A 26,179-nucleotide genomic window follows, 5' to 3' on the forward strand; every position below is an offset into this window, starting at 1 on the left:
CTAATTGCCAGAATTTTAAATGTCTGACATTAATTTCACAAGACCTGAGTCGCACTCGAAATCGCAAAAGGCCCCAAAGATGAGAGACGTGATCAATCTGCGCGCCGTTTTGTGGCTTAGCTTCTTTGCCAGCATCCTAGTGGCTTGGGGGGCGGTTTTTGGCATGATCCGGGCCAGTGGGCTGGATTATTCTGGCCGCAGTTTTTGGGATTTGTGTTTGTCATCCGAGGCCGGGTTTGGCGGATTGACGATCATGTGGATGATCATGATGGCCGCGATGATGTTGCCGACCATGGTGCCAACATTGAAGGTCTATGATGATCTGATCACCCGTGGCGCGGGCAGCCGGGGCGGCTGGATTGGTGTTTTGGCGGGATATGCGGTGGTCTGGGCTTTGGCGTCAATCGGGTTTGCGGGATTGCAGGTTGCATTGGCGCGGGCAGGGATCACCGATGATCTGGGGCGCGCCCAATCTATCTGGTTTGCGGTGACATTGCTGATTGTCGCAGGGGCCTATCAACTGAGCCAAACCAAGGCGGCCTGTCAGGATGTATGCCGCACGCCGACCATGTACTTTTTGGGTCACTGGCGGGCAGGTGCCACCGGGGGGTTGCGCATGGGCGCAGAGCTGGGATTGGTCTGCGTTGGATGCTGCTGGGCGATCATGGGTTTGGCCTTTGTCGGGGGCGCCATGAGCCTGATCTGGATGGGGTTGGCGACGGTTTTTATGGTGATTGAAAAACTACCGGATGTTGGGCGCTTTGCGCGACAACCTGTTGGTTTTGGACTGATTTTTGTAGGTGTGCTGGTCGCGGCTTTGCACATCACTGAGCACATAATAGGAGGATAACATGTGTGGAGCTGATATCGTAGAGGCGCATCCAATGCGTCGAACCGCAACGCCAACGGATTGGGCGATCAAGGGCGAGCTGTTTTTGAATTGTTCCTGCACCGTGTTTTGCCCCTGCGTTGTGTCGCTTGGCCAACACCCCCCAACCGAAGGCTATTGTCAGGCTTGGATGGCCATCGCGATCGACGAAGGTCATTTTGAGGGCGAAAGCCTGTCAGGTCTGAATGTCGGGCTGATGGTCGATATTCCGGGTCGCATGTCCGAAGGCAATTGGAAAGTCGCCGCTTATGTCGACAATCGCGCCAGTGACGTGGCCTATGATGGGATTCTAAAAATCTTTAGTGGCCAAGCTGGGGGAACGACGGGTCTGTTTACCATGCTGGTGTCAGAAATCATCGGTGCTGAACGTGAACAGGTGGAAATCGTGCGCGAAGGCACCAAACGTGGGCTGTATATCGGGCGCAAAATTCAGGGCGAGATTGAAATGATCCCCGGCGCGGATCCTGACAAACCCGTCACAATGACCAACACCCAATACTGGATGGGCCCTGATGTGATTGCAGCACGTGGGGTGAAATCCAAGGTGCGTGATTATGGACGGATTTGGGATTTTGGCGGTAAGTCAGGCGAAATCTGTTCCATTGATTGGAGCGGCGGCAAAAAATGATAACGCCCGAATATTGCGTGACTATGGCGTCCTATAATGCGTGGCAAAACAATCTGTTATGTGGCGCAGTTGATGAATTGTCAGCTGAGGAGCTGAAGGCCGATCGCGGTGCGTTTTTTGGCTCTATCTGGGCGACGCTGAACCATTTGATCTGGGTGGATCATCTGTGGATTTCACGCTTTGACGGGGGCAGCGCACCCATTGGTGGCATCAAAGAGGGGCTGAACTACGCCACTGATGCGGCCGATTGGCGGATCAAACGGCGCGACATGGATGCACGGATTTCGGATTGGGCCAATCAGGTGACTTTGGCGGGTTTGACGGGGGATCTGGTGACTCAGTCTAAAATAATGGGCCGTGACATCACAAAATCCAAGGCGCTGTGCGTCACGCATTTCTTTAATCACCAGACCCATCACCGGGGGCAAATCCACGCCATGATGACCCAAACCGGTCAGGATGGGGCACCATCTGATTTGTTTTTCATGGCAGAGCTATCTTGATTCAGCGTTTTTATCCAAGGGATTAACGCGTGAATCTAAAGTAAATCCACATAAGGAGAACATCAATGTTCAAAGCATTGTTGGTAGAAAAGAACGACGACGGAAAAACGCAGGCTTCGGTTCAGGACATCGACGAAAGCGCACTGCCCGAAGGCGACGTTTTGGTAAATGTCGAATATTCGACTGTGAACTACAAAGACGGGTTATGCATCGGGCCGGGCGGCGGGTTGGTGCGCAATTATCCCCATATTCCGGGCATTGATTTTGCCGGGACCGTCGATACTTCGGATGATCCACGTTACAAACCCGGCGACAAGGTCGTCCTGACGGGCTGGCGCGTCGGAGAAGCCCATTGGGGCGGCTATGGACAAAAAGCGCGCGTCAAAGCCGATTGGCTGGTACCATTGCCGGCGGGGTTGGACACACGGTCTGCAATGGCAGTTGGCACGGCTGGTTTCACGGCGATGTTGGCTGTTATGGCACTCGAAGATCATGGGCTAACCCCCGAAAAAGGAGAGGTTTTAGTGACCGGTGCGGCCGGTGGCGTTGGCTCGGTTGCCACCGCTATATTGGCGCATTTGGGCTATCAGGTTGCCGGTGTTACGGGCCGTCCGGAACAGGGTGAATATTTGACCCAATTGGGTGCAAGCCGTGTTGTTGCGCGTGAGGAATTGAACGAAACCACCAAACGTCCACTAGAGGCGGAAACCTGGGCGGGCTGCGTTGATGCGGTTGGCGGGGCGATGTTGGCGCGGGTTTTGGGCCAGATGAAATATGGCGCATCCGTTTCGGCCGTTGGTTTGGCTGGGGGCGCTGGCCTACCTGCCACGGTCATTCCGTTCCTGCTGCGTGGGGTCAATTTGTTGGGCATCGACAGCGTGATGCAACCATATGACAACCGTTTGCGGGCGTGGGAACGCATTGCGTCGGACCTGCCCATGGACAAATTGGAGGCAATGATCGTGCCGGCAACATTGGCTGATCTGCCCAAACTGGGTGCGGATATTTTGCAGGGCCAAGTGCGCGGTCGGGTTGTTGTAAACGTCGCAGACGCCTAAAAATAATCAGGCCCCATGGGGACATGTATGTGGCGCATGGGGCCTGATTTCCTATCCTTTTGAACAAACATGACCATTCTCATTCCAAAAAATTCGCCCGCGTAGGATATATTGGCAGGGCAGCCCGCCTGTGAACAATGGGCGTGTGCGAGGTAGAATTGGGAGGTCAGAAATGGTCCTGTATTCAACCCGTCGGCAGGCCAATCTGCCGCGATATTTTGGTCAGGTGTTCGACATTTGCAAACAGATGCAACACGGGCAATTGGACTTTGTTTTGCCAGACGGTCGACGGTTTCGCGCGGCTGGAAAACAGCCGGGCCACCATGCGGCGTTGCTTGTTCATGACCCGGATATTTTTGCACGATTGATTCGCGAAGGCGATTTGGGATTTTGCGAAGCCTATGTTGATGGGGGCTGGTCATCGCCCGATTTGATGGCGTTTCACGATTTACTGCATCAGGACAATCAGGCCGTTTATGATGGTTTTCCGGGGCAGGCTGTGTTGCGGTGCTACGAAAGGTTGCGCCACGCATTGAGGTCAAATTCCAAATCCCAAGCGCGCAAAAACATCCATCATCACTATGATCTGGGCAACGCGTTTTATGAGCTTTGGCTGGATCGATCGATGACCTATTCCAGTGCCCTATTCAAAAGAAAAAGCGACAGTTTAGAAACCGCTCAGAGGCGTAAATATGCATCGATTGTGGATCAGATGGGGGTGCAACCGGGGGATCATATACTTGAAATCGGCTGTGGTTGGGGTGGCTTTGCGGAATACGCCGTCAAAGAACGCGGGTTACGTGTTACCGCATTAACCATCAGTCAGGAACAGTTTAACTTCGCCATGGAACGCTTTGAAAAAAATAACTTATTGGGGGCGGTTGAGGTGAAAATGCGGGACTATCGCGATGAAACCGGGCTGTATGACGGGGTCGCAAGCATCGAAATGTTCGAAGCGGTCGGTCAAAAATACTGGCCCGTTTATTTCCAAAGCGTTCGGGATCGGTTGAAGCCCGGTGCAAAAGGCACGTTTCAGATCATCACTATAGAAGACAAGCGTTGGGACCTTTATCAAAAGGGGGTGGATTTCATCCAGAAATACATCTTTCCTGGGGGGATGTTGGTGTCACCTATGGCACTGCGCCGCGAAATCGAACGGGCAGGCTTAAATGTCGCGCAATCCATCGAATTCGGCGAAAGTTACAGCCGCACATTGCGCCATTGGCACGCGGTTTTTAACGCCCGTTGGGAAGACGTGGCGCAAATGGGATTTGATGAACGGTTCCGCCGCATGTGGAACTTTTACCTCTGCTCTTGCGCGGGGGCGTTTCATGGCGGAAACTGTGACGTGACACAGATCACGGTGCAAAAACCCATCCAATAGGGCGCATCATCCAAGGAGCAGTGAGATGCCAACATTTGCCAGATTGATGGCTGCAATCCTATTTGCAGCCCTTGCCGCGTATGTTTCCGAGTTGACCAAACCCCTGTACCCACCAGAACGTCAGTTGAATTTCTATACTGAATTCAACGCGTTCTGCGGTTTGATAGTCGGTTGGCGCGTCGCAGGAAGCCGCGCTGGCATCGGGATTTCCGGCGCGATTGGCTATGGGTTAACGGCGGCGGTCGCCGTGTTTATCACCGCGTTGTTTTTCCAGTGCGCCTATGAAATGGTCATGCGATCCCTGCAAAAACAATATGACACCGCCCCAGAAGCCGTGATCGGCGTGTTTGAGCTGATGTATGAATACGGGATCTTCCTTTCGACGGTTCAGGTCTGGGCTGTGACGCTGGTTGGTGGTATTCTGGCCGGGATTTTAACCGAGCTTGTCTCACGGCGTTTCGATTGACCTTATGACCCCTTTGTTTATTTACGGCACCCTGTGCCATCTTCCGTTGCTGCATGTCGTTTTGGGCCGCACAGATGTCAAAACCCGCGCCGATACATTGCCTGATCATGGGGTGTATTGGGTCAAAGACGAAGCGTTCCCCATGATTGAGCGTGACGTGAACAAGTCCGCGCAAGGTCTTGTTTTGCATGACTTATCAGAGACAGACATCGCCCGGCTCAATTTCTATGAATCTGGGTTTGACTATGATTTGAAACATGTCGACCTTGCGGATGGGACGGCGGTTCAGGTCTATTTCCCGCAAAAGTTGGATTATCCCAAAGGGGCCGATTGGAACATTTCAGACTGGGCCAAAATTCATGGGGATTTGGTGGTGGAAACGGCGCAATTGGTCATGGGATATTTCAACAAAGTTGGTGAAAAATACATGTCCGAAAACAATCAGAACGGCATCACACAGAGCCGGGCTTGGAACCGCATTCTGGCGCGTGATACGGCGCCAACCGATCTGCGCCGCAACGTGCCCGAGGCTGATATGACAATCACACCGCGGGACGGGGGCTTTGACGGTTTTTTTCAATTGAAACCGGTGACGTTGAAACATCGCAAGCTGAACGGCGACTGGAGCCCGGAAATGCCGCGCGAAGTGTTCATCGGCTATGATGCCGCGCTGGTTTTGCCTTATGATCCGGTGCGTGACCAAGTGTTGATGGTTGAACAATTGCGGCTTGCGCCAAAATTGCGCGGGGATCTGGGGGTCAGTTTGCTGGAACCCATCGCTGGTATGGTTGACGCATCCGAAGCGCCAGAAACCGCCGCGCGCCGCGAAGCAGAAGAAGAGGCGGGATTGACGCTAACGGATCTGGAATTGATCACCCGCAGCTATCCCGCGCCGGGCTATGTGACCGAATTTCACCATTGTTATCTGGCACTTGCATCCCTTGAGGGGCGCGATGGTCATATTGGCGGCGCGGTTGAGGAAAACGAAGACATCCGGGTTCATGTTCTATCATTTGACCGCGCCATGCAGCTCTGTGACAGTGGCGAAATCAACGTCGGCCCGCTGTTTATGATGCTGATGTGGCTGGCACGACATCGTGATCGTTTGCGCGCAACCGCTTGAGTTCGCAGCCATCCGCACCTACACCTAGTGAACCACATCAAAAGGTCGCAACAATGTCCATAAAATCCGATTTGGCCGATACAATCGGCAACACCCCTTTGATCCAGCTGCGCGCAGCATCCGAGGCCACCGGCTGTACCATTTTGGGCAAAGCGGAATTTATGAATCCGGGCCAATCGGTCAAAGACCGCGCCGCGCTTTATATCATCAAAGACGCGGTTGAACGCGGCGACTTGAAACCCGGCGGCACCATCGTCGAAGGCACGGCCGGCAATACCGGCATCGGGCTGGCCTTGGTTGGGGCGTCGATGGGGTTCAAAACCGTGATTGTGATCCCCGAAACCCAGTCCCAAGAGAAAAAGGATATGATCCGCTTGGCCGGGGCTGAATTGGTTCAGGTGCCCGCAGCGCCCTATTCCAACCCGAACAATTACGTACGCTATTCCGGCCGTTTGGCGGAAAAACTGGCGCGCGAATCCAACAAAGGCGTGATCTGGGCCAACCAGTTTGACAATATCGCCAACCGTCAGGCGCATATCGAAACCACAGGTCCCGAAATCTGGGAACAAACCGACGGCAAGGTCGATGGGTTTGTCTGCGCGGTTGGATCGGGCGGGACCTTGGCCGGTGTTGGCGCCGCGTTGCAGCCCAAAGGCGTTAAAGTGGCGCTGGCCGATCCAGAAGGCTCTGGCATGTACAAATTGTACACCGGTGACGAAAACCCCGGCAATTCCATCACCGAAGGCATCGGGCAGGGGCGGATCACCGCCAACCTAGAAGGGTTTACGCCGGATATGAAATTCCGCATTCCCGACGCAGAAAGCCTGCCGGTGGTGTTTGATCTGTTAAAGGATGAAGGCCTGTGTTTGGGCGGATCATCCGGTGTGAACGTCGCAGGCGCGATCCGCATGGCGCGTGAAATGGGGCCGGGCCACACGATTGTCACGGTGCTGTGCGACTATGGCACCCGGTATCAATCCAAGCTGTTCAACCCCGACTTCTTGCGCAGCAAAGAACTCCCGGTGCCAAGCTGGCTGGAAACCGGTCCTCAGAGCATCCCGGGCGTGTTTGAAGACGTATGATCCGTTTTGCCCTGTTGATTGCAGTGTTCTGGACCGCGCTTACGGGCGCGGTTCACGCACAAGATGAACCAGATTACGATGCCTGGTCGACCTTGGCGATCCGGGCCGAAATGGCGCTGGAGGCAGGGCGCGCATCGGATTACATATTTGAGGATATGCGCGCAGAGATAGCCCTTTGGCGCGATATTTTTGCCAATGCGGATGGCGCACAGGCGGATCGGCTGGCTACAATTCAGGCGCAATTGGATGCTTTGTCTGCCTTGCCCGACACCGAGTTGCCCGAAGATGAGCGCATCACCGCCCGGCGCATTTTCCTAGAAGATCAACAAGCCAGATTACAAGCGCCCGTGTCGCTGGCGTCAGAGGCATATGCACGTGCAAATGGGCTGATTGGTGAAATCGATATTCTGTTTCGCACCCGCCAGCTGGACGCCCGTACAAAACGTGGTCCCACCCCGCTAAATCCCGCGAATTGGGGGGCCGGGGCCACCCAAATCCCCGCAGCGTTGCGCCAGCTAAATTCGGAATTTACCAACAAAATCAACGCTGATGTCTGGCAACAAAATGCCGGATCCGTTTTACCAGTGGCCGGATTGCTGTCGCTGCTGGGCTTTGTTCTGGTGTTGCGCGGGCAGCGTTGGACGCTCAGATTACAACGCGGCGCAACCGCGGTCACACGGCGCGGCAAAGGGGTTGCGCGGTTTGTGGTGTCTCTGGGGCAGATCCTGTTGCCAGCCATCGGGCTGATGCTGCTATTTGCCGGGATCATTTATGCGAATGTGCTGGATTTTCGCGGTGTCGCATTTGCTGAATCCATTTTCAGCGGGGCGCTGGTTGTCGTGCTGGCCCGGTGGCTGGCCTATCATTTTTGCCCCGTGGGGCCTGAATTATCCGGGCCGTTATCCCTGACCGAAGTCGCGCGTAAACAAGGGCGGCTTTTGGTGATCGCTTTGGGCTGGGTTCTGGCATTGCGCGATATTGGCATGGGGTTGTTTCAACTGACCTCTGCCACGGCCGAAGGTGAATCTGTTCTGACCTTTCTGTTGCATGTCTTTGCAGCGTTTCTGTTGTTTCGCCTTGGCGGATTGTTGGCGCCCACACTGGAAGAAGACCAAGACGTGCATGACGCCACCAGTTTTCGCCAACGTCTGACGCGGGTGGTGGGGCGCAGCATTCAGATCGTGGCCGTGGTTGCGCCGCTTATCTCTGCTGCGGGCTATATTTCCGGGGCCAGCCTGATCCTCTATGCCACAATCATGAGCCTGGGCCTGTTTGGCATTGTGGGTCTGCTGATGGTGCTGGTGTTTGATGTCTACGCCTTGGCGCTTGGCAATGATCCCGAAAACAACACCACAGCCCTGACGCCGGTTCTGATCAGCTTTGGCTTGGCCTTTTTTGCCATGCCGGTTTTGATGTTGATCTGGGGCGCGCGGGTTTCGGACCTAACCGAAGTCTGGGCGTGGTTCCGTGAAGGGTTCAGCCTTGGTGATACCAAAATCTCTCCGACGGATTTTCTAACGTTTTTGTTGGTCTTTGCTGCTGGTTATGTATTGACCCGCCTGATCCAGAGCGCGCTGAAATCCACCATTTTGCCGCGCACCAAACTGGATTTGGGCGGACGCAACGCCATCGTGTCTGGCGTGGGCTATATCGGGATTTTCATCGCGTCTTTGGTGGCGATCACCATGGCTGGGATTGATTTATCCAACATCGCCTTGGTCGCCGGTGCGTTGTCGGTTGGCATCGGTTTTGGCCTGCAAAATATCGTGTCGAACTTTGTTTCGGGGATCATCCTGTTGATCGAACGCCCTATTTCGCAGGGCGACTGGATCGAGGTCGGCAGCCAGATGGGCTATGTGCGCGATATTTCTGTGCGATCGACCCGGATCGAAACCTTTGATCGGACCGATGTGATTGTGCCCAACTCGGATCTGGTGTCGGGGCTGGTGACCAACTGGACGCGTGGCAATTCCGTGGGACGGGTGATTGTGCCCGTTGGGGTTGCCTATGGCACGGATACGGATCGCGTCGCACAAATCCTGCAGGAAATCGCAGAAAGCCACCCGATGGTGCTGTTGAACCCTGCGCCATCAGTGGTGTTTCAGGGCTTTGGGGCGGATAGTCTGGATTTCGAAATTCGCGCGATATTGCGGGACGTGAATTGGGTGCTGAGTGTGAAATCCGAAATGAACCACGCCATTGCGCGCCGGTTCACCGAGGAAAACATCGAAATCCCATTTGCCCAGCGTGATATCTGGCTGCGCAACCCAGAAGCGTTGTCGCCCAAGACCGCGCCACCTGCCAACTCGGCGGCGCCCGAAACGTCGCAAATTGACGATCACAACGATGCTGATCCAGATGCCCAAGGAGACAAGCCATGACCCTGCCACTGTTTCGCGATGACGCCTATCTGCGTGATGCTGTCGGAACTGTCACCACATTGACCGAAGAGGGGGGGATCGTGTTGGATCAAAGCATTTTCTACCCAACCAGTGGCGGTCAACCCGGCGATTCAGGGCGGCTGATATGGGATGGCGGGGCGATCGAAATCGCCACCAGTGTCAAAGGCGACGGGGATCAGATTGTGCTGGTTCCGGCAGAACCTTCTGCTTTGCCCCCCGAAGGAACCCAAGTGACCCAAACCCTGAATTGGGAACGCCGCCACCGGCATATGCGGGTCCATACGGCGTTGCATTTGCTGTCGGTGGTTATTCCATTGCCCGTTACCGGTGGGTCGATCAGTGCCGAAAAGGGGCGGTTGGATTTTGACATGCCCGACGCCCCCAGTGCCAAAGAAGAGCTGGAAGTGGCCATCAATCAGTTGATTTCCATGAACCTGCCAATCAGTGACAGCTGGATCACCGACGCCGAACTGGACGCCAATCCCGGTCTGGTTAAAACCATGTCGGTGCAACCGCCGCGCGGGTCGGGTCGTATCCGGTTGGTACAAATCGGAGAAGGGGCCAATGTCGCCGATCTACAGCCCTGTGGCGGCACCCATGTGGCGCGCACGCTGGAAATCGGTCAGGTCCGCATCGGCAAGATTGAGAAAAAAGGCAAACAGAACCGCCGGGTTTATCTGCACCTTGCCTGAGGGCGACCACGAAAAGGCATTATGATATGCGGCTGACGGATCAGAAACGGCAATCCATTTTGGACGCGGCGATTGGAGAATTTCAGGACAATGGATTTGGCGCGGCCCGGATCACCAAAATTGCTGCGCGCGCCAATGTGTCGACCCGCACGCTTTATAATCATTTTGACAGCAAAGAGGCGCTGTTTGAAGCGATCATCGACGTGGTTTTCGCCCAAAATGCGGCCATTCAGATCACCGATTTTGATCCTGAACTGCCCGTGCGTGATCAACTGATCACCGCGATCAATATCTATATTGCGGGCACCACAACCGAGCAGCATTTGGGTCTGAACCGCATCGTCATGGCTGAATTTCTGCGCGACACTGCGCTGGCCAAACGGGCCTTTGCCCATGTTCAGGCCCATGACAACCCGGTGGAACATTTGATTGCGCAGGCGATGAATGCGGGCAAACTGCGCGCGGATGATCCGAAATTTGCGGCGCGAAAACTGGTTTCCATGGTCAAAACATTTTTCTTTACGCCGTTGTTTTTGTTTGGGGAATCTGCGCCATTGCCGCGATCCGACGACGCCGTTATCGCCGAATGTGTCGATATGTTTTTGGGGGCATACGCACCCTGACGGACAGGGGATCGGTCTGGAATACCCGCATTGCCCCAGCGTCACACCGCTGTCACGCTCTCCCTGCATCTTAACATGCAGGAGGACACCATGCCCCAGTTTACCCATTCGATTGCCCGGATCGCCGTTTGGAATTTGGCCGGTTTTCAATTCCGCAACTTCAATGATCCCAATTGGGTGCCCAAACCAATGTCGGAGGAACGCACCGCGCGTCAGGCCGAAGGTTTGGCCCTGCTGGACGCCGAATTGGTCACCTTGGTCGAAGTGAACCCGCTGGATCATATCCAACGTTTGGCGGACGTCCTGCTGGCCGAGTATGGCGTACAATACCATGTGTCGATCCTGAAACAGCCTGATGCGGACCTGAATATCGGGTTCCTGCACAAACCGGGCGTGGACGTGTCTGACATTGCCTTTATTCCCGGCTCCAACGGTGCCTATCAAAACGGCCGCCAAGCCATCAAAGCACAGGTGCGCATTGGCAAATTCAAGGCCATCATCGTGGGCGTGCATCTGAAATCTGGCCGCGACAAAGGTGATCAGAACATCCGTGACAGCCAATGCAAGGTGATCGGCGACTATCTGACCCATGTGCGCGAAACGCCGGGTCTAGGGCATCATACGTTGATGCTGATGGGGGATTTCAACATGATCCCGGGGCAGGATGTCAGCAATTTCCACCATTTGGGCGGCGAAGATGTGATGGACTTTGTGTCCTGTTGGGATTTGCAGGATCGGTATAGTCACATTCTGGATGCAGGGCGGGCAAACCTGCTGGATGGCTTTGCGGTGTCACGCACGTGGTCTGGCGATTATATCCGCGGATCTTTGCGCCTGTTTCCAATGCATTGGACGATGACACGCAACGGCGAACCGGGAATGGGGCGCGAGAAATTCAAAGAAGAAGTGTCCGATCATCTGCCCTTTGTCGCCTCTGTCAGAATTTTCTAAAAAGGCCCTTGCACTTCCTCCCTTCTATTGAGTAAACCCCCGCCTACGGACAGGTGGCCGAGTGGTCGAAGGCGCACGCCTGGAAAGTGTGTAGGCGGGAGACCGTCTCCAGGGTTCGAATCCCTGTCTGTCCGCCATTACCCCCTCAATCGATGATAGTGATAGATACTTGCTGCCTGGGAATGATCCAGATTGCCCTTGGGCGTGGCAATCTGGTGTTTTATGATCAGATTGAGTTAACCAACACAACCTTGCCGACGACCCCGCCTTTTTCCAACAGCAGATGGGCCTTTGCGGCGTCATGCATCGGGATTTTTGCGGCGATGGCAGGGTGTAAATGGCCGTTGGCCGCTTGGGTCAAAAGGTCCGTCAAAGTATCGCGATACCAATCGAGGTTGCGTGCCGGATAGCTCAGCATACTGGGCGACATTGGCAGTTTTAAACCATTGGGCCACAGCGCAATAAGGCCCAAGGTTAAAATACTGAGCGGGATCATCTTCACGCCAGATGTCTTTGTGGACGCCATCCCCAGCATCATCAGTCGCCCGCCACGTCTAAGACTGCGGGCGGAACGCATCAATTGTCGTGGACCGCCAACCACATCGATCACGATATCAACGCCATTTTTGGTCAGATTACGGATGCGGCGCACGACGTTTTCGGTCTGATAATTGATTGCGGTTGCGCCGTTTTCCTGAACAAAGCCGACGTTCTTTGTGCTGGCGGTCCCGTATAGTTCCAGACCGGCCAAACGCCCAAGTTGCAAAAGAGCAGAGCCAACACCCCCCGATGCGCCATGGATCAGAACCCGTTCGCCGGGCTGGGCGCATACGGTTTTTTCAAGCGTAAGCGCCGCAGTGAGGTAATTGGTGATGATCGCAGCCGCCACCACCGGGTCAAGCCCATCGGGCACAGCAACCAGCGTTTCAGCCGGACGATTAACCATTTGCGAATAGCCTTTGCCTTGGCCAAAGGTCCAAGAGGCGACCCTTTGGCCAACTTTGAATGCGCTCACGCCTTGTCCGACCGCATCGACAATCCCCACCAGATCTTCGCCCGGCGTATAGGGCGTTTTGGGAAACCCAAAGAACCAATGTTTGCGCAACATCAAATCGTAGCCAGACACACCGGCGGCTTCGACGCGAATACGAACATGGCCCGCTGCCGGGGGCTGGATCTGGCTGGGGGTCCATGTCAAGACGTCCGGCGCGCCGCGACGCGGGACAACAATGCGATGATTGGGAACGGAATTCACGTTAACTCTCCTGTTGTGGTGGGGGTCGAAAAAAGACGGAGTCATGGCGTCTGTTAAACGCAAAGCCAATTTTTGGGCGTTATTGGGAAAGAAGGTCGGAAATCAGATCAAAAACCAATCGGATGCGCCGGCTGGTGTGTAATTCCCGATGGGCAACCAGCCAGTTAGGGACCGTAAACGGGGCGATTTCGGTCAATACGGGTTCAAATTCGGGGAATTTTGATGCAATCCGGTCCGTCATGATCGCAATGCCGTGTCCTTGGCGTGCGATTTCCCATTCCACGATCTGAGATTGCGACACATATTTGAAGTTTTGTTTGGTCAATTTAAGCCCAAGCGGCACCAAGTAGCCCAGCATTCCTTCGACGTCATTAAAGCTGACAAATTGGTGTTTTGAATGGTCGTCCTCTAGCGTGGGACGCCCGTAAACATCGATGTATTTCGCAACGGCATAGAACCGCATTGGATCTTCGCAGACGAGTTTTGCAACCAGATCAGGCTGTTCGGGGCGAATATGGCGGATGGCTATGTCCGCCTCGCGCATCAGTAAATCACTGACACGGTTATCCGATACAATTTCCAGCTCTAGCTGCGGTGCGATCCGTTTTAACTGATCCAGCAGGGCCGGCAGAACATAGGCGGCGGTCATGTCTGACGCGGTGACGCATACCAGCCCGTCAATGGTTTGCGATTGCCCCGAGGCGGCGAGCGACATCAGATTTGCCCCATTCGCCATGACGCGCACATGATCGAGCAGGTTAACCCCAATCGGAGTGAGCGTCACAGACCGGCCGGATCGCTCAAACAGGACCACTTCCAGGTCTTTTTCCAGCGCAGCGATTTGTCGGGTGATGGTCGGTTGCGTCACACCCAACGCTTTTGCGGCGGCAGAGAGCGAATGCTCTTGTGCGACGGCCAGAAAAGCACGGGCTTGGTTCCAGTCAAATGAGAGTGTGTTCCAGTTCATGACCTCAATATACCAACAATAATTGCATATAATACCAACGTTTTTTCGCAGTATACCTGCGATAAACGTATAGATTATTGAGAGGCAGGGCCGGTTTGAGAGGAAAATATCCGCGCCCGGGGGGGGATAGGTTAACCGTAGCGCTGCACCACGGTTTCCATCACCGCAAATGAGTTGGTTTGGTTGATGCCGGGCAATTTGTTGATGTGATCCCCCAGCACGTTCCGGAAATGCAGAATGTCGCGTGTGCGCACGGTCAGCAGATAGTCAAAGGATCCGGTGACCATCAGACAGCTTTCGACCTCTGGGATGTTTTTGACGGCAAGGTTAAACGCATCTAGCGAATTGTCCCCCCCCGTGGCCGCCAGCGACACCTGCACAATGGTGACATGTCCCAGTCCCAGCTTTTCTTGGTTCAAAATGGCCTGATAGCCGCAAATAAACCCATCGCGTTCCAGTCGTTTCACCCGTTCAGAGCAGGGGGTGTTGGTCAGGTTAACGCGGGTTGCAAGCTCCACAATAGAGAGCCGACCGTTTGATTCCAGCTCTTCCAGGATCCGTCGATCAATCTTATCTAAATCCCTTATCATCAGTGATTTTACCTGTTTAACTGCCGTATCTGGGGAATATCACCCCCAAGATGCCCTATTTAATTCAGCATTGCTAGTGATAATCACTGATAATGTGATTCAGGTTAATGAGAAATATATTGTTCATTATTTCCATGCCTAGGCTGGGGGTTATTGGCTCTTGGCGCACAAAAAGAACCAATTAGGGAGTAAGAGAATGACGGTTAAAATTGTCATTGGACTAGATGGGACAGGGACCGGTGAACGGGCGCTCAGTTTTGCCAAAGATTTGGCATCCAAGATTGAGAGCTGCGAGTTGCTGGTGGTGTATGTGATTGAATGGTCGCCATTCACGTTCCAAACCGCCGAGGAAAACGCGCAGCGTCATAAACGGCGCGAAGAGGAAATCAATCTGGCGACTTCGCGGATTGTGGAACCTGCTGTGAACGCGTTGAAGGATGCGGGCTTTAACGCCAGCGGTTTGGTGCGGCATGGGGATGTGGCAGAAACGCTGAACAAAATCACAGTAGAAAATGACGGAGCGCAAATCATCGTTGGGCGCGCCTCTGCGGATGGTTTTGCCAAGCGGATCTTTGGCAGTTCAACGCAGAACCTTGTGATGCATGCAGACGTGCCTGTCACGGTTGTGGGGTAAGGGAACACCATGAAAAATTTAGCAAAATATACGCTTGCCGGCGTGGCAGCGACCGTTGCCGCGAATGCAGCACAGGCCCAAGAAGCCCAAGAAGCCATGGGCATTGATGACAAAGTGAACGAAGTGTTCGCGAATTTGACCGGCCCGTTTGTCGGGACGATCTTTGCACCCTTTCCGGGCACGGATTTCCCGTGGATTGTGATGTGGTTGGTGATCGCCGCCACGATTTTCACATTGTATTTTGGGTTTGTTCAGTTTCGGTTTTTCAAACACGCCATTCAATTGGTCAAAGGGGATTATTCCGACCCCAATGATGCGGGCGAAGTCAGCCATTTCCAAGCCTTGGCAACGGCACTGTCCGGCACCGTGGGTCTGGGCAACATCGCCGGCGTTGCGGTGGCCGTGGGCATTGGTGGACCGGGGGCGACATTCTGGATGATCCTTGCTGGCCTGTTGGGCATGGCATCGAAATTCACCGAATGTACGCTGGGTGTGAAATACCGGAATGAATATGCAGACGGCACCGTGTCCGGTGGTCCGATGTATTATATTTCCAAGGGTTTCAACGAGTTGGGCCTGCCGGGTGGTAAAATCCTCGCTGTGGTGTTTTCGATCTTTTGTATCTTGGGTGCGCTAGGCGGCGGTAACATGTTCCAAGCCAACCAAGCCCATGCACAGATTTCCGGCATCGTTGGTGACTATCCGGGCTGGATCACAGGTATCGTTTTTGCGGCTGTGGTGTTTGCCGTGATCGTTGGTGGGATCAAATCCATCGCAAACGTGACCGAAAAAGTGGTTCCTTTCATGGGCTTGCTTTATGTGGGTGCGGCTGCGATCATCCTGATTGTAAACTATGACCAAATCGGTTGGGCTTTTGGCCAGATCTTTGCCGGGGCCTTTACCGGTCTGGGCGTTGCTGGCGGCATGGTTGGTGCGCTGATCCAAGGTTTCAAACGTGCAGCGTTTTCGAACGAAGCCGGCGTTGGTTCGGCGGCGATTGCGCATTCGGCGGTGAAAACCAAAGAACCGATCACCGAAGGGTTTGTGTCCTTGCTGGAACCCCTGATTGATACGGTTGTGATCTGTACCATGACCGCGTTGGTCATCGTGATTTCCCAACAATTGATCACAGATCCTGAAACGGGGTTCTATGTGATGAATGAAGCTGGCAGCGCGATTGCGACTGTGGATGGCAATTCGGGCGTGTCGTTGACATCGGCGGCCTTTGCATCCGGGATCAGCTGGTTCCCCTATGTTCTGGCAATCGCGGTTGTGTTGTTTGCCTTCTCAACCATGATTTCCTGGAGCTATTACGGATTGAAAGCTTGGACTTACCTGTTTGGCGAAGGCCAGACATCTGAGCTGGTGTTCAAAGTGATCTTTTGCATCTTTATCGTGATCGGTGCGGCGGCGTCGCTTGGTCCGGTTATCGACTTCTCTGATGCGGCGATCTTTGCTATGGCTGTGGTGAATATCTTCTGCCTCTATTTCTTGATGAAACTGGTCAAAGAAGAACTGTCTTCTTATGCGTCCCGTTTGCAATCAGGCGAAATCAAGAAGTTCGATCACTAAACAATCGAACCTGAAACTGACACGCCCCGACGCATTGATTTGCGTCGGGGTCTTTTTTGTTTATGCCTTTTTGACTGGCCCGCAGAATAAGGCGGGAGGTCCGCGTCGGGTAGGGGGGCTCGGTTTTAACTTGCAATGTCATTTCGATAAATCTAGTTTTATCGTATGATTGATTCCAAAACAAATCCCCAAGAACGCGAAGCGCTGGCTGCTTTGATGTTGTCTGCATTAGGTGGCGAAAGCCGTTTGCGTATTTACCGTTTGCTTGTGCGGGCAGGTGAGGGCGGGTTGTCCGTCGGTGTGATCCAAGACCAGCTCGGCATCGCCGCATCAACCTTGTCACATCATATTGCCGCGCTGAAAATGGCGGGTCTGATTGTGCAACGCCGCGACGGGCGCACGATATTTAACACGGCCAATTATGAAAACATGAACGCGCTTCTGGCCTATCTGACCGAAGAATGCTGCGCTGATCAGCAACAGGAGACACCCAATGACAATGGCTGATATGAGCGCCCACAGTTTGAGCGTGGCAAAGAATATGGACCGCGTGTTTCTTTTCATTCTGGCCGTCATCGTTGGGCTGGCATTGGTGGATATCACCCAAGTGATCCCCAGTCTGACATTTACCAAAAACGCAATCCTAAATACTGCCCCCTATATGGCATTGGCGATTGGCGCGATCGGATTTCTAAAAGCAACGGGCGCGGAAAAACTGGTTGCCAGCGCGTTTCAGGGCAACGAAGCCCGGATGATCCTGTTGGCATCGTTGGTTGGGGGATTGTCGCCGTTTTGCAGCTGCGAAATCATTCCGTTTATCGCGGCCTTGCTGGCAATTGGCACGCCTTTATCTGCGGTGATGGCGCTGTGGCTGACTTCTCCGATTATGGATCCTGCGATATTTCTGATCACGTCAGGCGAACTGGGCTGGACCTTTGCTTTGGCCAAAACGATCTTTGCGGTGGCGTTGGGATTGTCTGGTGGTTTCATCAGCCATTTCGCCGTGCGTGCCGGATATTTTGGCAACGTTCTGTTACAAAAATCTGAGCCAGCCAGCTGTGGATGTGGGCCACAAAAACCATTCCAAGGCAAACCGGTCTGGGATTTTTGGACCGACGATGCCCGCAGAGCGACCTTTTGGTATGAAATACGTAGCAATGGTTGGTTTTTGTTAAAATGGTTGTCGCTGGCCTATCTGTTTGAAAGCTTGATGATCCGGTACATTCCCGCGGAAACTATTGCTGGCATTGTTGGCGGAACCGGCCTGCAACCCATCTTTGTTAGCGCGTTTGTCGGCGCGCCTGCCTATCTAAACGGTTACGCGGCCCCAGCTTTGGTTTCTGGTTTAATCGAACAAGGCATGAGCGCGGGCGCAGCGATGACATTCATGATCGCAGGCGGGGTGACGTCCATTCCGGCTATGACGGCGGTGTTTGCCTTGGTTAAAAAACCCATTTTTGCAGCCTATATCGGGCTGGGTATGGGCGGAGCAATCGTGTCGGGATTGGTGTTTAATGCCTATATGTCCCTGATTTGATATGGTTTTTTCTGGAAATAATAATGGTCATAACCCCATATGCGTTATGACACAGATTGCATGTGATGTGTTTGTGGACAAGCGGCGGTCATCTCCGCTTGTCCAATTTGTATTACAGCTGGGCCTTCAGATAGGTGACAATCACATCTGACAATTCCCGATGAATGGCCGCGCGTGACCGCCCACCGGCATCATCGCAAAGCGGGTCCAACTCATCTTCGTTTTCCAAAATGCGCGCCCCGTCAGGTTTGCATTCGGCCAGAAAACTAAAATGGGTCGCATCCGGAATGGCGCGATATTCGGCCTGTGCGATCAATTCCGCAGCAGGGCGCGCATAAACGCCTGCGGGCACGTCAGGTTCCACACCAAGGTTGAGCACCATCATCGGGATATCGATGGATGACAGGCTGTCAGCGGTGAGGGTTTCGACGATCCCCGGATCCACAACAATGGTCGCACGGATGCGATCATCTGATAAATCCGCCGCGGCGGGCGATAAATCAAAGTCATGCAAATTGACCCCGAAATGGGCCAAAAACGCGCAATCGGACATGCCATGATCCGTGTCGTCACAAAACCGCTGCAACAGGTCGGGATCAACCCGCGCGCCCGACACGGCCATCGCGGTATAGCCCCCCGCCGAAAATCCCAGCGTCCCAATGCGTGTGGGATCAATATAAGGGTATTGGTCTGGATTTTCGGTGATTTCATCCAGAACCGCCGAAATATCAGCCGGCCGTTCCCACACCCGCACAGCCGCCTGCGCCGAAGCATTGCCCGTTGTGGTGCCGGGGTGATTGGGCAGGACAACAACAAACCCCGCATGGGCCAATTGCGATGCAATCCACCCAAATTGCCCGGAATTTCCCCCCGCACCATGAGACATAATCACCATCGGAAACCGACCCTCTAGGTGGGGGGCATTGCGCCCGGCCGCTGTGCTGTAAAACACGCCATTGCCCCCAACATTGACGGTTTTTCCACCGGGTTGGGCTGGATACCAGATATCAAATTTCACGGACCTGTCGCGGATTGGCGCATAGGCGGAGCCCGAACTGATCCCAGCGCCCCCCGTATAGGCGGGGCGGGTTATTTCATAGGCGGCCCATCCCGACAAACCCAACAATGACAGGGCAAATGTGGATTTGAGAGCCGTTTTGGCGAAGGACTTGAAACGTGACATCGGAAACTCCGTTTGGGTGGTGATCTGGATTAGAGGATGGGGGATGTGCAAAAAACCATCGTCCTAAATCACGTTTGAGGTCGTCTCAGATCGCGATTGAGGATAAGAAAACCCAATCCAAACCACGCAGAGCCCGATTTATGTTATTTGTTCCTTTGCCGTTATTTGCGACCCTGTTTCTGGGGCTGTTATGTGGTCGGTTCATTTGGGTGCGCGACATGGCGCTGCGCAGTCATCAACTGTTTGCGGCGTTGTTGGGGCTTTATGCGCTGCAATCCCTGTTTAGCACGTTGCGATGGGGATATGACGTGACATGGGCGGCGGGGCTGATGGCGATGTTGGCGCCGATTTTGCCGGTGATCGCCTATTTGGCCTATCGCGGGCTAACCAGACGGCAAATCGGGTGGGGCTATTGGCCCCTTGGGGTGATCGGCCTGAATTGGGCGGTGTTTTTTACACTGCCAGATTTGGCGGATGCGTTGATCCTAATGACATATCTTGGCTTTGGCGGGATGTTGCTGCGATTGACCGCGCATGGCCCTGATCAAATGATATTTTCCCCGTTTAACAATGCGCGTGACATCGTTTTTGCCATGGGGCTGACGGGGCTTGCGTTGATTGCGTCGGGGCTGACGGATGTCTACCTGATTTACGATTTTATCCAAAATCAGGGGCGAAATGCGGGGCTGGTTCTGACATTTGTGCAAACGGGATTTGTCTTGGTGATCGGCGGCGCTGCGCTCTTTGCGCGCTCGGGCGGGCAGTCGGAAACAGAAACCAACGATCCTGTCGACATCGACGCGGCACAAAATACACCAACCGATCAGGATGTGACGATAATCGCCAAACTCGAAACGTTGTTTGCACAGGACGGATTGCACAAAACCGAAGACCTGAGCCTGCGCCGATTGTCACGCCGGTTGGGGGTTCCTGATCGTCAGGTGTCCAACGCGATCAACCGTGCCCGTGGCATCAGTGTGTCGCAATTTGTAAACAACCATCGCATTCAGGATGCCTGCGAGATGCTGATAAAGACCGAAAAATCCGTCATCGACATTTCATTGGCGGCGGGGTTTGCGTCAAAATCCAATTTCAATCGGGAATTTCTGAGGGTCACCCAAACCACACCTTCGCGCTGGCGCAGCCAAAACCGTGCGCAAAACATGGATAAATGATTAACGGAATTCGCGATATCATTGCTTGCGTCAGTTTGGACTTCGCCCTACACAGCGCTTGCAGACGTTTTTCTTTTTCGACCACTGTCTCCCTAATCCGGCGTTCAGTCTTTTCGATCCAGACCGACCACGCCAAGCTGTCGCATAATGCGGGCAGCGCATTTTTAGGAGATTACGGATATGGCTAATGGCACCGTAAAATGGTTCAACGCAACTAAAGGTTTTGGTTTTATCGCACCCGAAGGCGGCAGCAAAGATGTGTTTGTACACATTTCTGCAGTTGAGCGTTCCGGCCTGACTGGTCTGGCTGACGATCAAAAAGTGACTTTTGACGTCGAAGCTGGCCGTGACGGTCGTGAATCTGCGGTTAATATCGAACTGGCATAAGCCAACGATATTCCAAGATTTGAAGCGCGGTTCCCGTAATGGGGGCCGCGTTTTTTGTTGCGTGATCCCGATTATTACCCCGGCAGAAAACAAAAATATCTTGCCTTTGGGTGGGATACGCGCCAATCGAAATCATGCGTTTTTTGCCAAAACTTCTGACATTGCTGCTGGCCATCGCAATTGCGGCGGGCATTTTCCGCGTGTCTCACAGCTATTTCGTATCCGAAGAACTGGCCAAAGCAGAGGGCCGTCTGTCGCTGTTTCGCGCGGCTGTGGACGCGGAATTTAACCGCTTTTCGCATCTGACCTTTGTGTTGTCACGCGACCCGATTGTGATCGACACGGCCATGGGGCAGGACACGGATGCGTTGAATATGCGCCTGCGCGGATTTGCCGATCAGGCCGGATTAGAAGCGATCTATCTGATGGATCAGAACGGTTTGACCATCGCGGCCTCTAATCATCATCTGCCTTCCAGCTTTGTTGGGCAGAATTATTCGTTTCGCCCCTATTTCAGTCAGGCCATGGCCGGGCAACAGGGCCGGTTTTATGCGATTGGCACCACCACAGGGCTACCGGGATATTTTATCACCGATGCGGTGCGCGATGGGGCCGGGGACATTCGCGGGGTGATCGCGATCAAAATTGGCTTTGCACAACTGGAACAAAGCTGGCGGGGATCTGGCGAACAGGTGTTGCTATCCAATGCCGATGGGGTGGTGTTGCTGTCATCCGATCCGGCGTGGCGTTACCGGATGTTGCAGGACCTAACCCCCAACCAACGCGCCCGTATCCAAGCATCCCGCCAATTTCCCGGTCAGGAACTGGCGCCGCTGGATTGGGCGATGTTGCCAGATCAGCGGGCCGAAATCGCGGGTGCGGAACACATGCATCTGACGGCGACCACACAGCCGCATGGCTGGAATATCCACTATTTTGCCAGCGATGACCGTGCTGATGCGCGGGCTTCTTTGGTGACGGCGCTCGCGGTATTGCTGGCCGGTGTGGGGTTGGTCATCGTGCAAATCCAGCGCAACAACAGAGTTGCCGCCGCCCTGCGCCGGTCCGAAATGGAAGAGTTGAAACTGCGCAAGGCCAATGAACGTCTGGCCGTGGAAATCACCGAACGCACCACCGCCGAACGCCGTTTGCAGCGCACGCAACAGGAATTGCAACGGGCCAGTCGATTGGCCGCATTGGGTCAATTATCAGCCTCTGTCACACATGAGCTGGGTCAACCGATTGCCGCCATGCGCAACCATCTGACCGCCGCCGAATTTCGCGCGCAGGGGCAGGGGCAGGGGGACACGCCCCAGACCAAGCTGACCCAGACCATTTTTGGTCTGGTGGACCGTATGGAAGGCATCACCCGGCAGCTCAAATTCTTTGCGCGTACAGGCCAAGAAGAGTTTAACGATGTTGATCTATGCGGGTCCCTGCGCGCCGCGCTGGCCTTGGTGGAACCAAATGTCGACGCGTTTCATGTTGATGTGCGGGTGGATTTGCCGGATCATCCGGTTTGGGTGCGGGGCAGCAATCTGCGCATAGAGCAAGTCATGACCAATCTGTTGCGCAACGCCGTGGATGCGGTCGAAGACAGTGATGCCCCCCAGATCCATGTGCGGGTTGGGGTTTCGGATCAAAATCACTGGTTTGATATTCGGGACAATGGCCATGGTCTGGGCCAGGCAACCCTGGCGGATTTGCAGGAACCGTTTGTCACCACCCGCGAAAGTGGGCGTGGCATGGGGCTGGGGCTTGCGATTTCATCGAGCATCGTCAGCGATCATGGCGGCACGATGGTGGCCGAAAATGTTGACACGGGGGGAGCAATTTTTACGGTGACATTCCCGATCAGCGATGGCGACACAGTTTAGAGCGAGGCAAATCACATGAGCGCGGCACATTCGTTTAGCATTCTGATTGTGGATGATGACAAATCCATGCGGGCCTCTTTGGTGGAATTGTTAGAAGCTGCAGGCTGGCGGGCGCAATCCGTGTCGCGCGCCACCAAAGTTGCCGACATTTTAACCGGATTCATGCCCGATGTGATCCTGTCAGATGTGCGGATGCCGGGCATGTCGGGACTGGAATTGCTATCATCGCTGGATGTCAATTTGGCGCCGCCATTGGTGTTGATTTCGGCGCATGGTGACATCCCGATGGCGGTGCAGGCCATTCAGGACGGAGCTTATAGTTTCGTTGAAAAACCCTGTGAACCCCGTCGGTTACTGACCATTCTGCGCCACGCCGCAGAACAAAACCGGATGAAACATAGCAATTCCCGCCTAAAGGAACGGCTTTATAATCTGTCCGGTCTGGACCGGGTTTTATTGGGTCAAAGCCAATCGGTCGTGGATTTGCGGCGCGATATTCTGGATCTGGCCGAAACAGAAGCCGCCGTTTTGGTCGAAGGTGAAACCGGCACTGGCAAAGAGCTGGTTGCGCGCGCCTTGCACGATCTCAGCGCCAGCCCGGATGCGCCTTTTCTGGCTATCAACTGCGCCGCGCTGTCGCCTGAAACCTTTGAGGTTGATATGTTTGGCAGCGTGGATGGCGGCGATGGACGTCTGTTGGCCGCATCAGGCGGGACGTTGTTTCTGGATGAAATCTGTTCCTGCCCACCGGCTGTTCAGGCCAAATTGCTGCGCGTCATTGAGGATAAAACAATTCTGCCCGTTGGAGGCAATCAGCCGGTTCCCATAGACATCCGCATCGTGTCGGCCACCAACGAAGACGTGGATCAGGCCGTGCGTGACAATCGACTGCGGCAGGATTTGTTGTTTCGCATCAACACGGTCATCCTGACAATCCCGGCCCTGCGGCAACGTCGCCAAGATCTGACATTGCTGGCGGCGCATTTTTTGCAGGAATATGCGCGGATTTATGAAATTGCCGTGCCCGAAATCAGTCAGGACGATCTGGCCGCTTTGGTGGCCCATGATTGGCCCGGCAATGTGCGTGAATTGCGCAATGTCTGCGAACGTCGGGTTCTGGCGGCGCGTCGTGGGGGCGGGTCGATGGGGGCTGCCATCCGCAGCGATCAGCAATTGGACGATGTGCCAGATACATTACGTGCTGCTGTGGCCGCGTTTGAACGCGAATTGATCGCCAAAGCCGTGCGCGCGCATCAGGGCCGAATGGATGCCACCGCCGAAGCCTTGGGCATTGGGCGGCGCACGCTAAACGAAAAAATCGTTAAGCTCAGCCTCGACAAAGATGCGCTGATTTAGCTCTGCGGAAATCCGCAGGGCAGGGTGCGGGGCTTGGGCAATTTCCTTCATAGGCAAAGCGGGAAATCTGTCCGATGATGCGGCATCAATTTGCATGCATCTGGGAGGAAACACCATGCGCAAGTATCTGAACCGCACCGCGATAGCCGCCGTCACACTGGCCTTTGCATCCCAAGCTTTGGCCACGGAATGGAACGTATCCGTTTGGGGCCAACGCCGCGCGTTTACTGAACATGTTGAACGTCTGGCCGAACTGGTCAGCGAAAAAACCAACGGCGAGTTTACCTTGGTTGTCAATTATGGTGGCCTGTCCAACAACAAAGAAAACCTGGACGGCATTTCCATCGGCGCGTTTGAAATGGCGCAGTTCTGTGCAGGCTATCACCGCGACAAAAACCCATCGATCACCGTGTTGGAATTGCCGTTTCTGGGCGTGACTTCGCTGGAACAAGAGGTGGAATTGTCCATGGCTGTATATCAGCACCCCGCCGTCCAAGAAGATCTGGGCCGCTGGAACGCCACATTGCTGATGCCATCGCCATTGCCACAGTACAACTTGGTTGGGTCCGGTGATGCGCCGTCGACTTTGGACGATTTCGCAGGTCTGAGCGTGCGGGCAACCGGCGGTATCGGTGCTGCGATGGAAACCATCGGCGCTGTGCCCACATCCATGTCCGCCACCGAAGTGCGCCAAGCCATGGATAGCGGCATCGTTAAGGCCGTGAGCTTTGCGCCACATGCGCATATGTCGTTTGGCACAATCGAAAACGGCACATGGTGGACCACCAACCTGAACCCCGGCACAGTGAATTGCCCGGTTGTGGTGAATTCCGATGCGTTGGCGGATCTGTCTGATGAACATCGCGAAGCTCTGCTGGGATCAGTTGACGAAGCGTTGGATCATTATGTTGATTTCTATTCCAACAACACGATGAACGCCTGGGGTCCTGCATTGGAAGAGCGCGGTATCGAAAGTGTCACCTTCACTGATGCTGAAATCGCATCCTTCAAAGAAGCCGCCGCAGCCCCGGCCGCCGCTGCTTGGATCGAAGACAACACAGCACGGGGCCTGCCTGCGCAGGAACTATATGACCTCGTCACCGGTATGATCGCAGACGCAAACTAAGCGCGACATCCAAAAAAAACCGCCCCGCATTTGTCGACCAGATGCGGGGCGCATTGCATTTTCACCGGAAAGGAGATCCGCCATGGCTGGATCATCTCTGGTTCTGTCTGACGACAGTGTTCTTAGTAAAATTGACAGACATTTATACCGCATCGAAGGCGTCATGGCCCTGATGTCGGGGTTGGCGGTGTTTTCGCTGATGATTTTGGCGGTAGTATCTGTGGGCGGGCGCAACCTGTTAGGAAGCCCGCTGCCGGGATATGTGGACTGGATCGAACAGGCCATGCCGTTGATCGCGTTTATGGGCATCGCCTTTACCCAGCGTGACGGGGGGCATATTCGTATGGATATGGTTGTCGGCGCGCTGCGCGGGCGCACATTATGGCTGGTCGAATTGATCACAACCTTGGCGATTTTGCTGCTGATGGTGCTGCTGGTCTGGGGCAGCTGGGCGCATTTTGCCCGCAGCTTTGATTTTTCTGCCCCCTTGTGGAGCCGCGACAGTTCGATGGATATCGCATTGCCGCTATGGCCGGCCAAATTACTGGCGCCGGTTGCGTTTGGCGTGTTGTGCCTGCGACTGGTCCTACAGGTTTGGGCCTATGGGCGCGCGTTTATCCGCAACGAAGAAACCCCCGTGGCCGTGCCGATGATCGCCAATGCCGCAAAACAAGCCGCAATGGAAGCCGAGCAAGTCTCGGGCCATGATTCTTAGGGTG

Annotated in this window: 26 protein-coding genes and 1 tRNA gene; 23 read left to right on the top strand and 4 right to left on the bottom strand. The window is 54.4% G+C overall.

What is annotated here, in order from left to right; translation table 11 throughout:
- The first annotated feature begins 79 nt into the window (after positions 1-79).
- From AB1F12_RS07510 to AB1F12_RS07570, 13 genes are all read left to right on the top strand, one after another.
- Positions 80-850, top strand: coding sequence for a DUF2182 domain-containing protein (locus tag AB1F12_RS07510; RefSeq protein ID WP_368187838.1), 771 nt, complete (start codon positions 80-82; stop codon positions 848-850).
- A gap of 1 nt (position 851) precedes the next feature.
- Positions 852-1,517 (top strand): DUF1326 domain-containing protein, encoded by a 666-nt coding sequence (locus AB1F12_RS07515; protein ID WP_368187839.1) that lies wholly within the window; start codon positions 852-854, stop codon positions 1,515-1,517.
- A complete protein-coding gene (locus AB1F12_RS07520) occupies positions 1,514-2,020 on the top strand; it encodes a DinB family protein (protein WP_368187841.1) in 507 nt (168 codons plus the stop codon). Before AB1F12_RS07515 ends, AB1F12_RS07520 begins: the two co-directional genes overlap by 4 nt.
- 65 nt (positions 2,021-2,085) lie before the next feature.
- Positions 2,086-3,078: an acryloyl-CoA reductase gene (acuI, locus tag AB1F12_RS07525; protein ID WP_368187843.1), complete on the top strand. Its 993-nt coding sequence runs from the start codon at positions 2,086-2,088 to the stop codon at positions 3,076-3,078.
- A 172-nt stretch (positions 3,079-3,250) separates the two neighbouring features.
- Positions 3,251-4,462, top strand: a complete 1,212-nt coding sequence (locus tag AB1F12_RS07530) for a class I SAM-dependent methyltransferase (protein WP_368187845.1) — start codon at positions 3,251-3,253, stop codon at positions 4,460-4,462.
- Between the two features lie 25 nt (positions 4,463-4,487).
- Complete coding sequence (locus AB1F12_RS07535) at positions 4,488-4,928, top strand: TrgA family protein (RefSeq protein ID WP_368187846.1); 441 nt, start codon at positions 4,488-4,490, stop codon at positions 4,926-4,928.
- Between the two features lie 4 nt (positions 4,929-4,932).
- Positions 4,933-6,051 carry an NUDIX domain-containing protein gene (locus tag AB1F12_RS07540; protein ID WP_368187848.1) on the top strand — a complete coding sequence of 373 codons (1,119 nt, stop codon included), beginning with the start codon at positions 4,933-4,935 and terminating at the stop codon, positions 6,049-6,051.
- 53 nt (positions 6,052-6,104) lie between these two features.
- A complete protein-coding gene (locus AB1F12_RS07545; protein WP_368187849.1) occupies positions 6,105-7,133 on the top strand; it encodes a cysteine synthase A in 1,029 nt (342 codons plus the stop codon).
- Positions 7,130-9,514, top strand: coding sequence for a DUF3772 domain-containing protein (locus tag AB1F12_RS07550; protein ID WP_368187851.1), 2,385 nt, complete (start codon positions 7,130-7,132; stop codon positions 9,512-9,514). Before AB1F12_RS07545 ends, AB1F12_RS07550 begins: the two co-directional genes overlap by 4 nt.
- Positions 9,511-10,227, top strand: coding sequence for an alanyl-tRNA editing protein (locus AB1F12_RS07555; RefSeq protein ID WP_368187853.1), 717 nt, complete (start codon positions 9,511-9,513; stop codon positions 10,225-10,227). Before AB1F12_RS07550 ends, AB1F12_RS07555 begins: the two co-directional genes overlap by 4 nt.
- Positions 10,228-10,253: 26 nt before the next feature.
- Positions 10,254-10,850, top strand: coding sequence for a TetR/AcrR family transcriptional regulator (locus AB1F12_RS07560; protein ID WP_368187855.1), 597 nt, complete (start codon positions 10,254-10,256; stop codon positions 10,848-10,850).
- Between the two features lie 90 nt (positions 10,851-10,940).
- Positions 10,941-11,801, top strand: a complete 861-nt coding sequence (locus tag AB1F12_RS07565; RefSeq protein ID WP_368187857.1) for a GMP synthase — start codon at positions 10,941-10,943, stop codon at positions 11,799-11,801.
- Positions 11,802-11,848: 47 nt separating this feature from the next.
- Positions 11,849-11,938, top strand: a tRNA-Ser gene (locus AB1F12_RS07570).
- An 89-nt stretch (positions 11,939-12,027) separates the two neighbouring features.
- Here AB1F12_RS07570 and AB1F12_RS07575 read toward each other — a convergent pair.
- The 3 genes from AB1F12_RS07575 to AB1F12_RS07585 all read right to left on the bottom strand — a co-directional run bounded on the left by AB1F12_RS07575 (position 12,028) and on the right by AB1F12_RS07585 (position 14,613).
- A complete protein-coding gene (locus AB1F12_RS07575) occupies positions 12,028-13,056 on the bottom strand; it encodes a zinc-binding dehydrogenase (RefSeq protein ID WP_368187858.1) in 1,029 nt (342 codons plus the stop codon).
- Positions 13,057-13,135: 79 nt separating this feature from the next.
- Positions 13,136-14,023 carry a LysR family transcriptional regulator gene (locus AB1F12_RS07580; RefSeq protein ID WP_368187859.1) on the bottom strand — a complete coding sequence of 296 codons (888 nt, stop codon included), beginning with the start codon at positions 14,021-14,023 and terminating at the stop codon, positions 13,136-13,138.
- Positions 14,024-14,154: 131 nt separating this feature from the next.
- Positions 14,155-14,613 carry an Lrp/AsnC family transcriptional regulator gene (locus AB1F12_RS07585; protein WP_368187861.1) on the bottom strand — a complete coding sequence of 153 codons (459 nt, stop codon included), beginning with the start codon at positions 14,611-14,613 and terminating at the stop codon, positions 14,155-14,157.
- 196 nt (positions 14,614-14,809) lie between these two features.
- Here AB1F12_RS07585 and AB1F12_RS07590 point away from each other — a divergent pair, with 196 nt between their 5' ends.
- The 4 genes from AB1F12_RS07590 (at position 14,810) to AB1F12_RS07605 (ending at position 18,356) form a co-directional block, all read left to right on the top strand.
- Entirely contained in the window at positions 14,810-15,247 is a 438-nt protein-coding gene (locus tag AB1F12_RS07590) for a universal stress protein (RefSeq protein WP_368187864.1), read from the top strand.
- A gap of 9 nt (positions 15,248-15,256) precedes the next feature.
- Positions 15,257-16,819, top strand: a complete 1,563-nt coding sequence (locus AB1F12_RS07595; RefSeq protein ID WP_368187866.1) for an alanine/glycine:cation symporter family protein — start codon at positions 15,257-15,259, stop codon at positions 16,817-16,819.
- A 165-nt stretch (positions 16,820-16,984) separates the two neighbouring features.
- Positions 16,985-17,326: an ArsR/SmtB family transcription factor gene (locus tag AB1F12_RS07600; RefSeq protein ID WP_368187868.1), complete on the top strand. Its 342-nt coding sequence runs from the start codon at positions 16,985-16,987 to the stop codon at positions 17,324-17,326.
- Positions 17,313-18,356, top strand: coding sequence for a permease (locus AB1F12_RS07605; RefSeq protein ID WP_368187870.1), 1,044 nt, complete (start codon positions 17,313-17,315; stop codon positions 18,354-18,356). The genes AB1F12_RS07600 and AB1F12_RS07605 overlap by 14 nt, the downstream gene beginning before the upstream one ends.
- A 112-nt stretch (positions 18,357-18,468) precedes the next feature.
- Here the strand turns inward: AB1F12_RS07605 and AB1F12_RS07610 are convergent, their stop codons facing one another.
- Entirely contained in the window at positions 18,469-19,539 is a 1,071-nt protein-coding gene (locus tag AB1F12_RS07610) for an alpha/beta hydrolase family protein (protein ID WP_368187871.1), read from the bottom strand.
- Between the two features lie 140 nt (positions 19,540-19,679).
- Between AB1F12_RS07610 and AB1F12_RS07615 the strand changes: the two genes are divergently transcribed.
- The 6 genes from AB1F12_RS07615 (at position 19,680) to AB1F12_RS07640 (ending at position 26,175) form a co-directional block, all read left to right on the top strand.
- A complete protein-coding gene (locus AB1F12_RS07615; RefSeq protein ID WP_368187873.1) occupies positions 19,680-20,714 on the top strand; it encodes a helix-turn-helix domain-containing protein in 1,035 nt (344 codons plus the stop codon).
- A 180-nt stretch (positions 20,715-20,894) separates the two neighbouring features.
- On the top strand, positions 20,895-21,101 hold the full coding sequence (locus tag AB1F12_RS07620) for a cold-shock protein (RefSeq protein ID WP_368187875.1): 207 nt from the start codon (positions 20,895-20,897) through the stop codon (positions 21,099-21,101).
- 134 nt (positions 21,102-21,235) lie between these two features.
- A complete protein-coding gene (locus AB1F12_RS07625) occupies positions 21,236-22,978 on the top strand; it encodes an ATP-binding protein (RefSeq protein WP_368187877.1) in 1,743 nt (580 codons plus the stop codon).
- 15 nt (positions 22,979-22,993) lie between these two features.
- A complete protein-coding gene (locus AB1F12_RS07630) occupies positions 22,994-24,334 on the top strand; it encodes a sigma-54-dependent transcriptional regulator (protein ID WP_368187878.1) in 1,341 nt (446 codons plus the stop codon).
- A 115-nt stretch (positions 24,335-24,449) separates the two neighbouring features.
- Positions 24,450-25,460, top strand: coding sequence for a TRAP transporter substrate-binding protein DctP (gene dctP / locus AB1F12_RS07635; RefSeq protein ID WP_368187880.1), 1,011 nt, complete (start codon positions 24,450-24,452; stop codon positions 25,458-25,460).
- An 82-nt stretch (positions 25,461-25,542) separates the two neighbouring features.
- Entirely contained in the window at positions 25,543-26,175 is a 633-nt protein-coding gene (locus AB1F12_RS07640; protein WP_368187881.1) for a TRAP transporter small permease subunit, read from the top strand.
- The last annotated feature ends 4 nt before the right edge of the window (positions 26,176-26,179 follow it).

Origin of the sequence: Aestuariibius sp. HNIBRBA575 (assembly GCF_040932005.1) — a bacterium.
Taxonomy (GTDB): Bacteria; Pseudomonadota; Alphaproteobacteria; order Rhodobacterales; family Rhodobacteraceae; genus CANLNM01.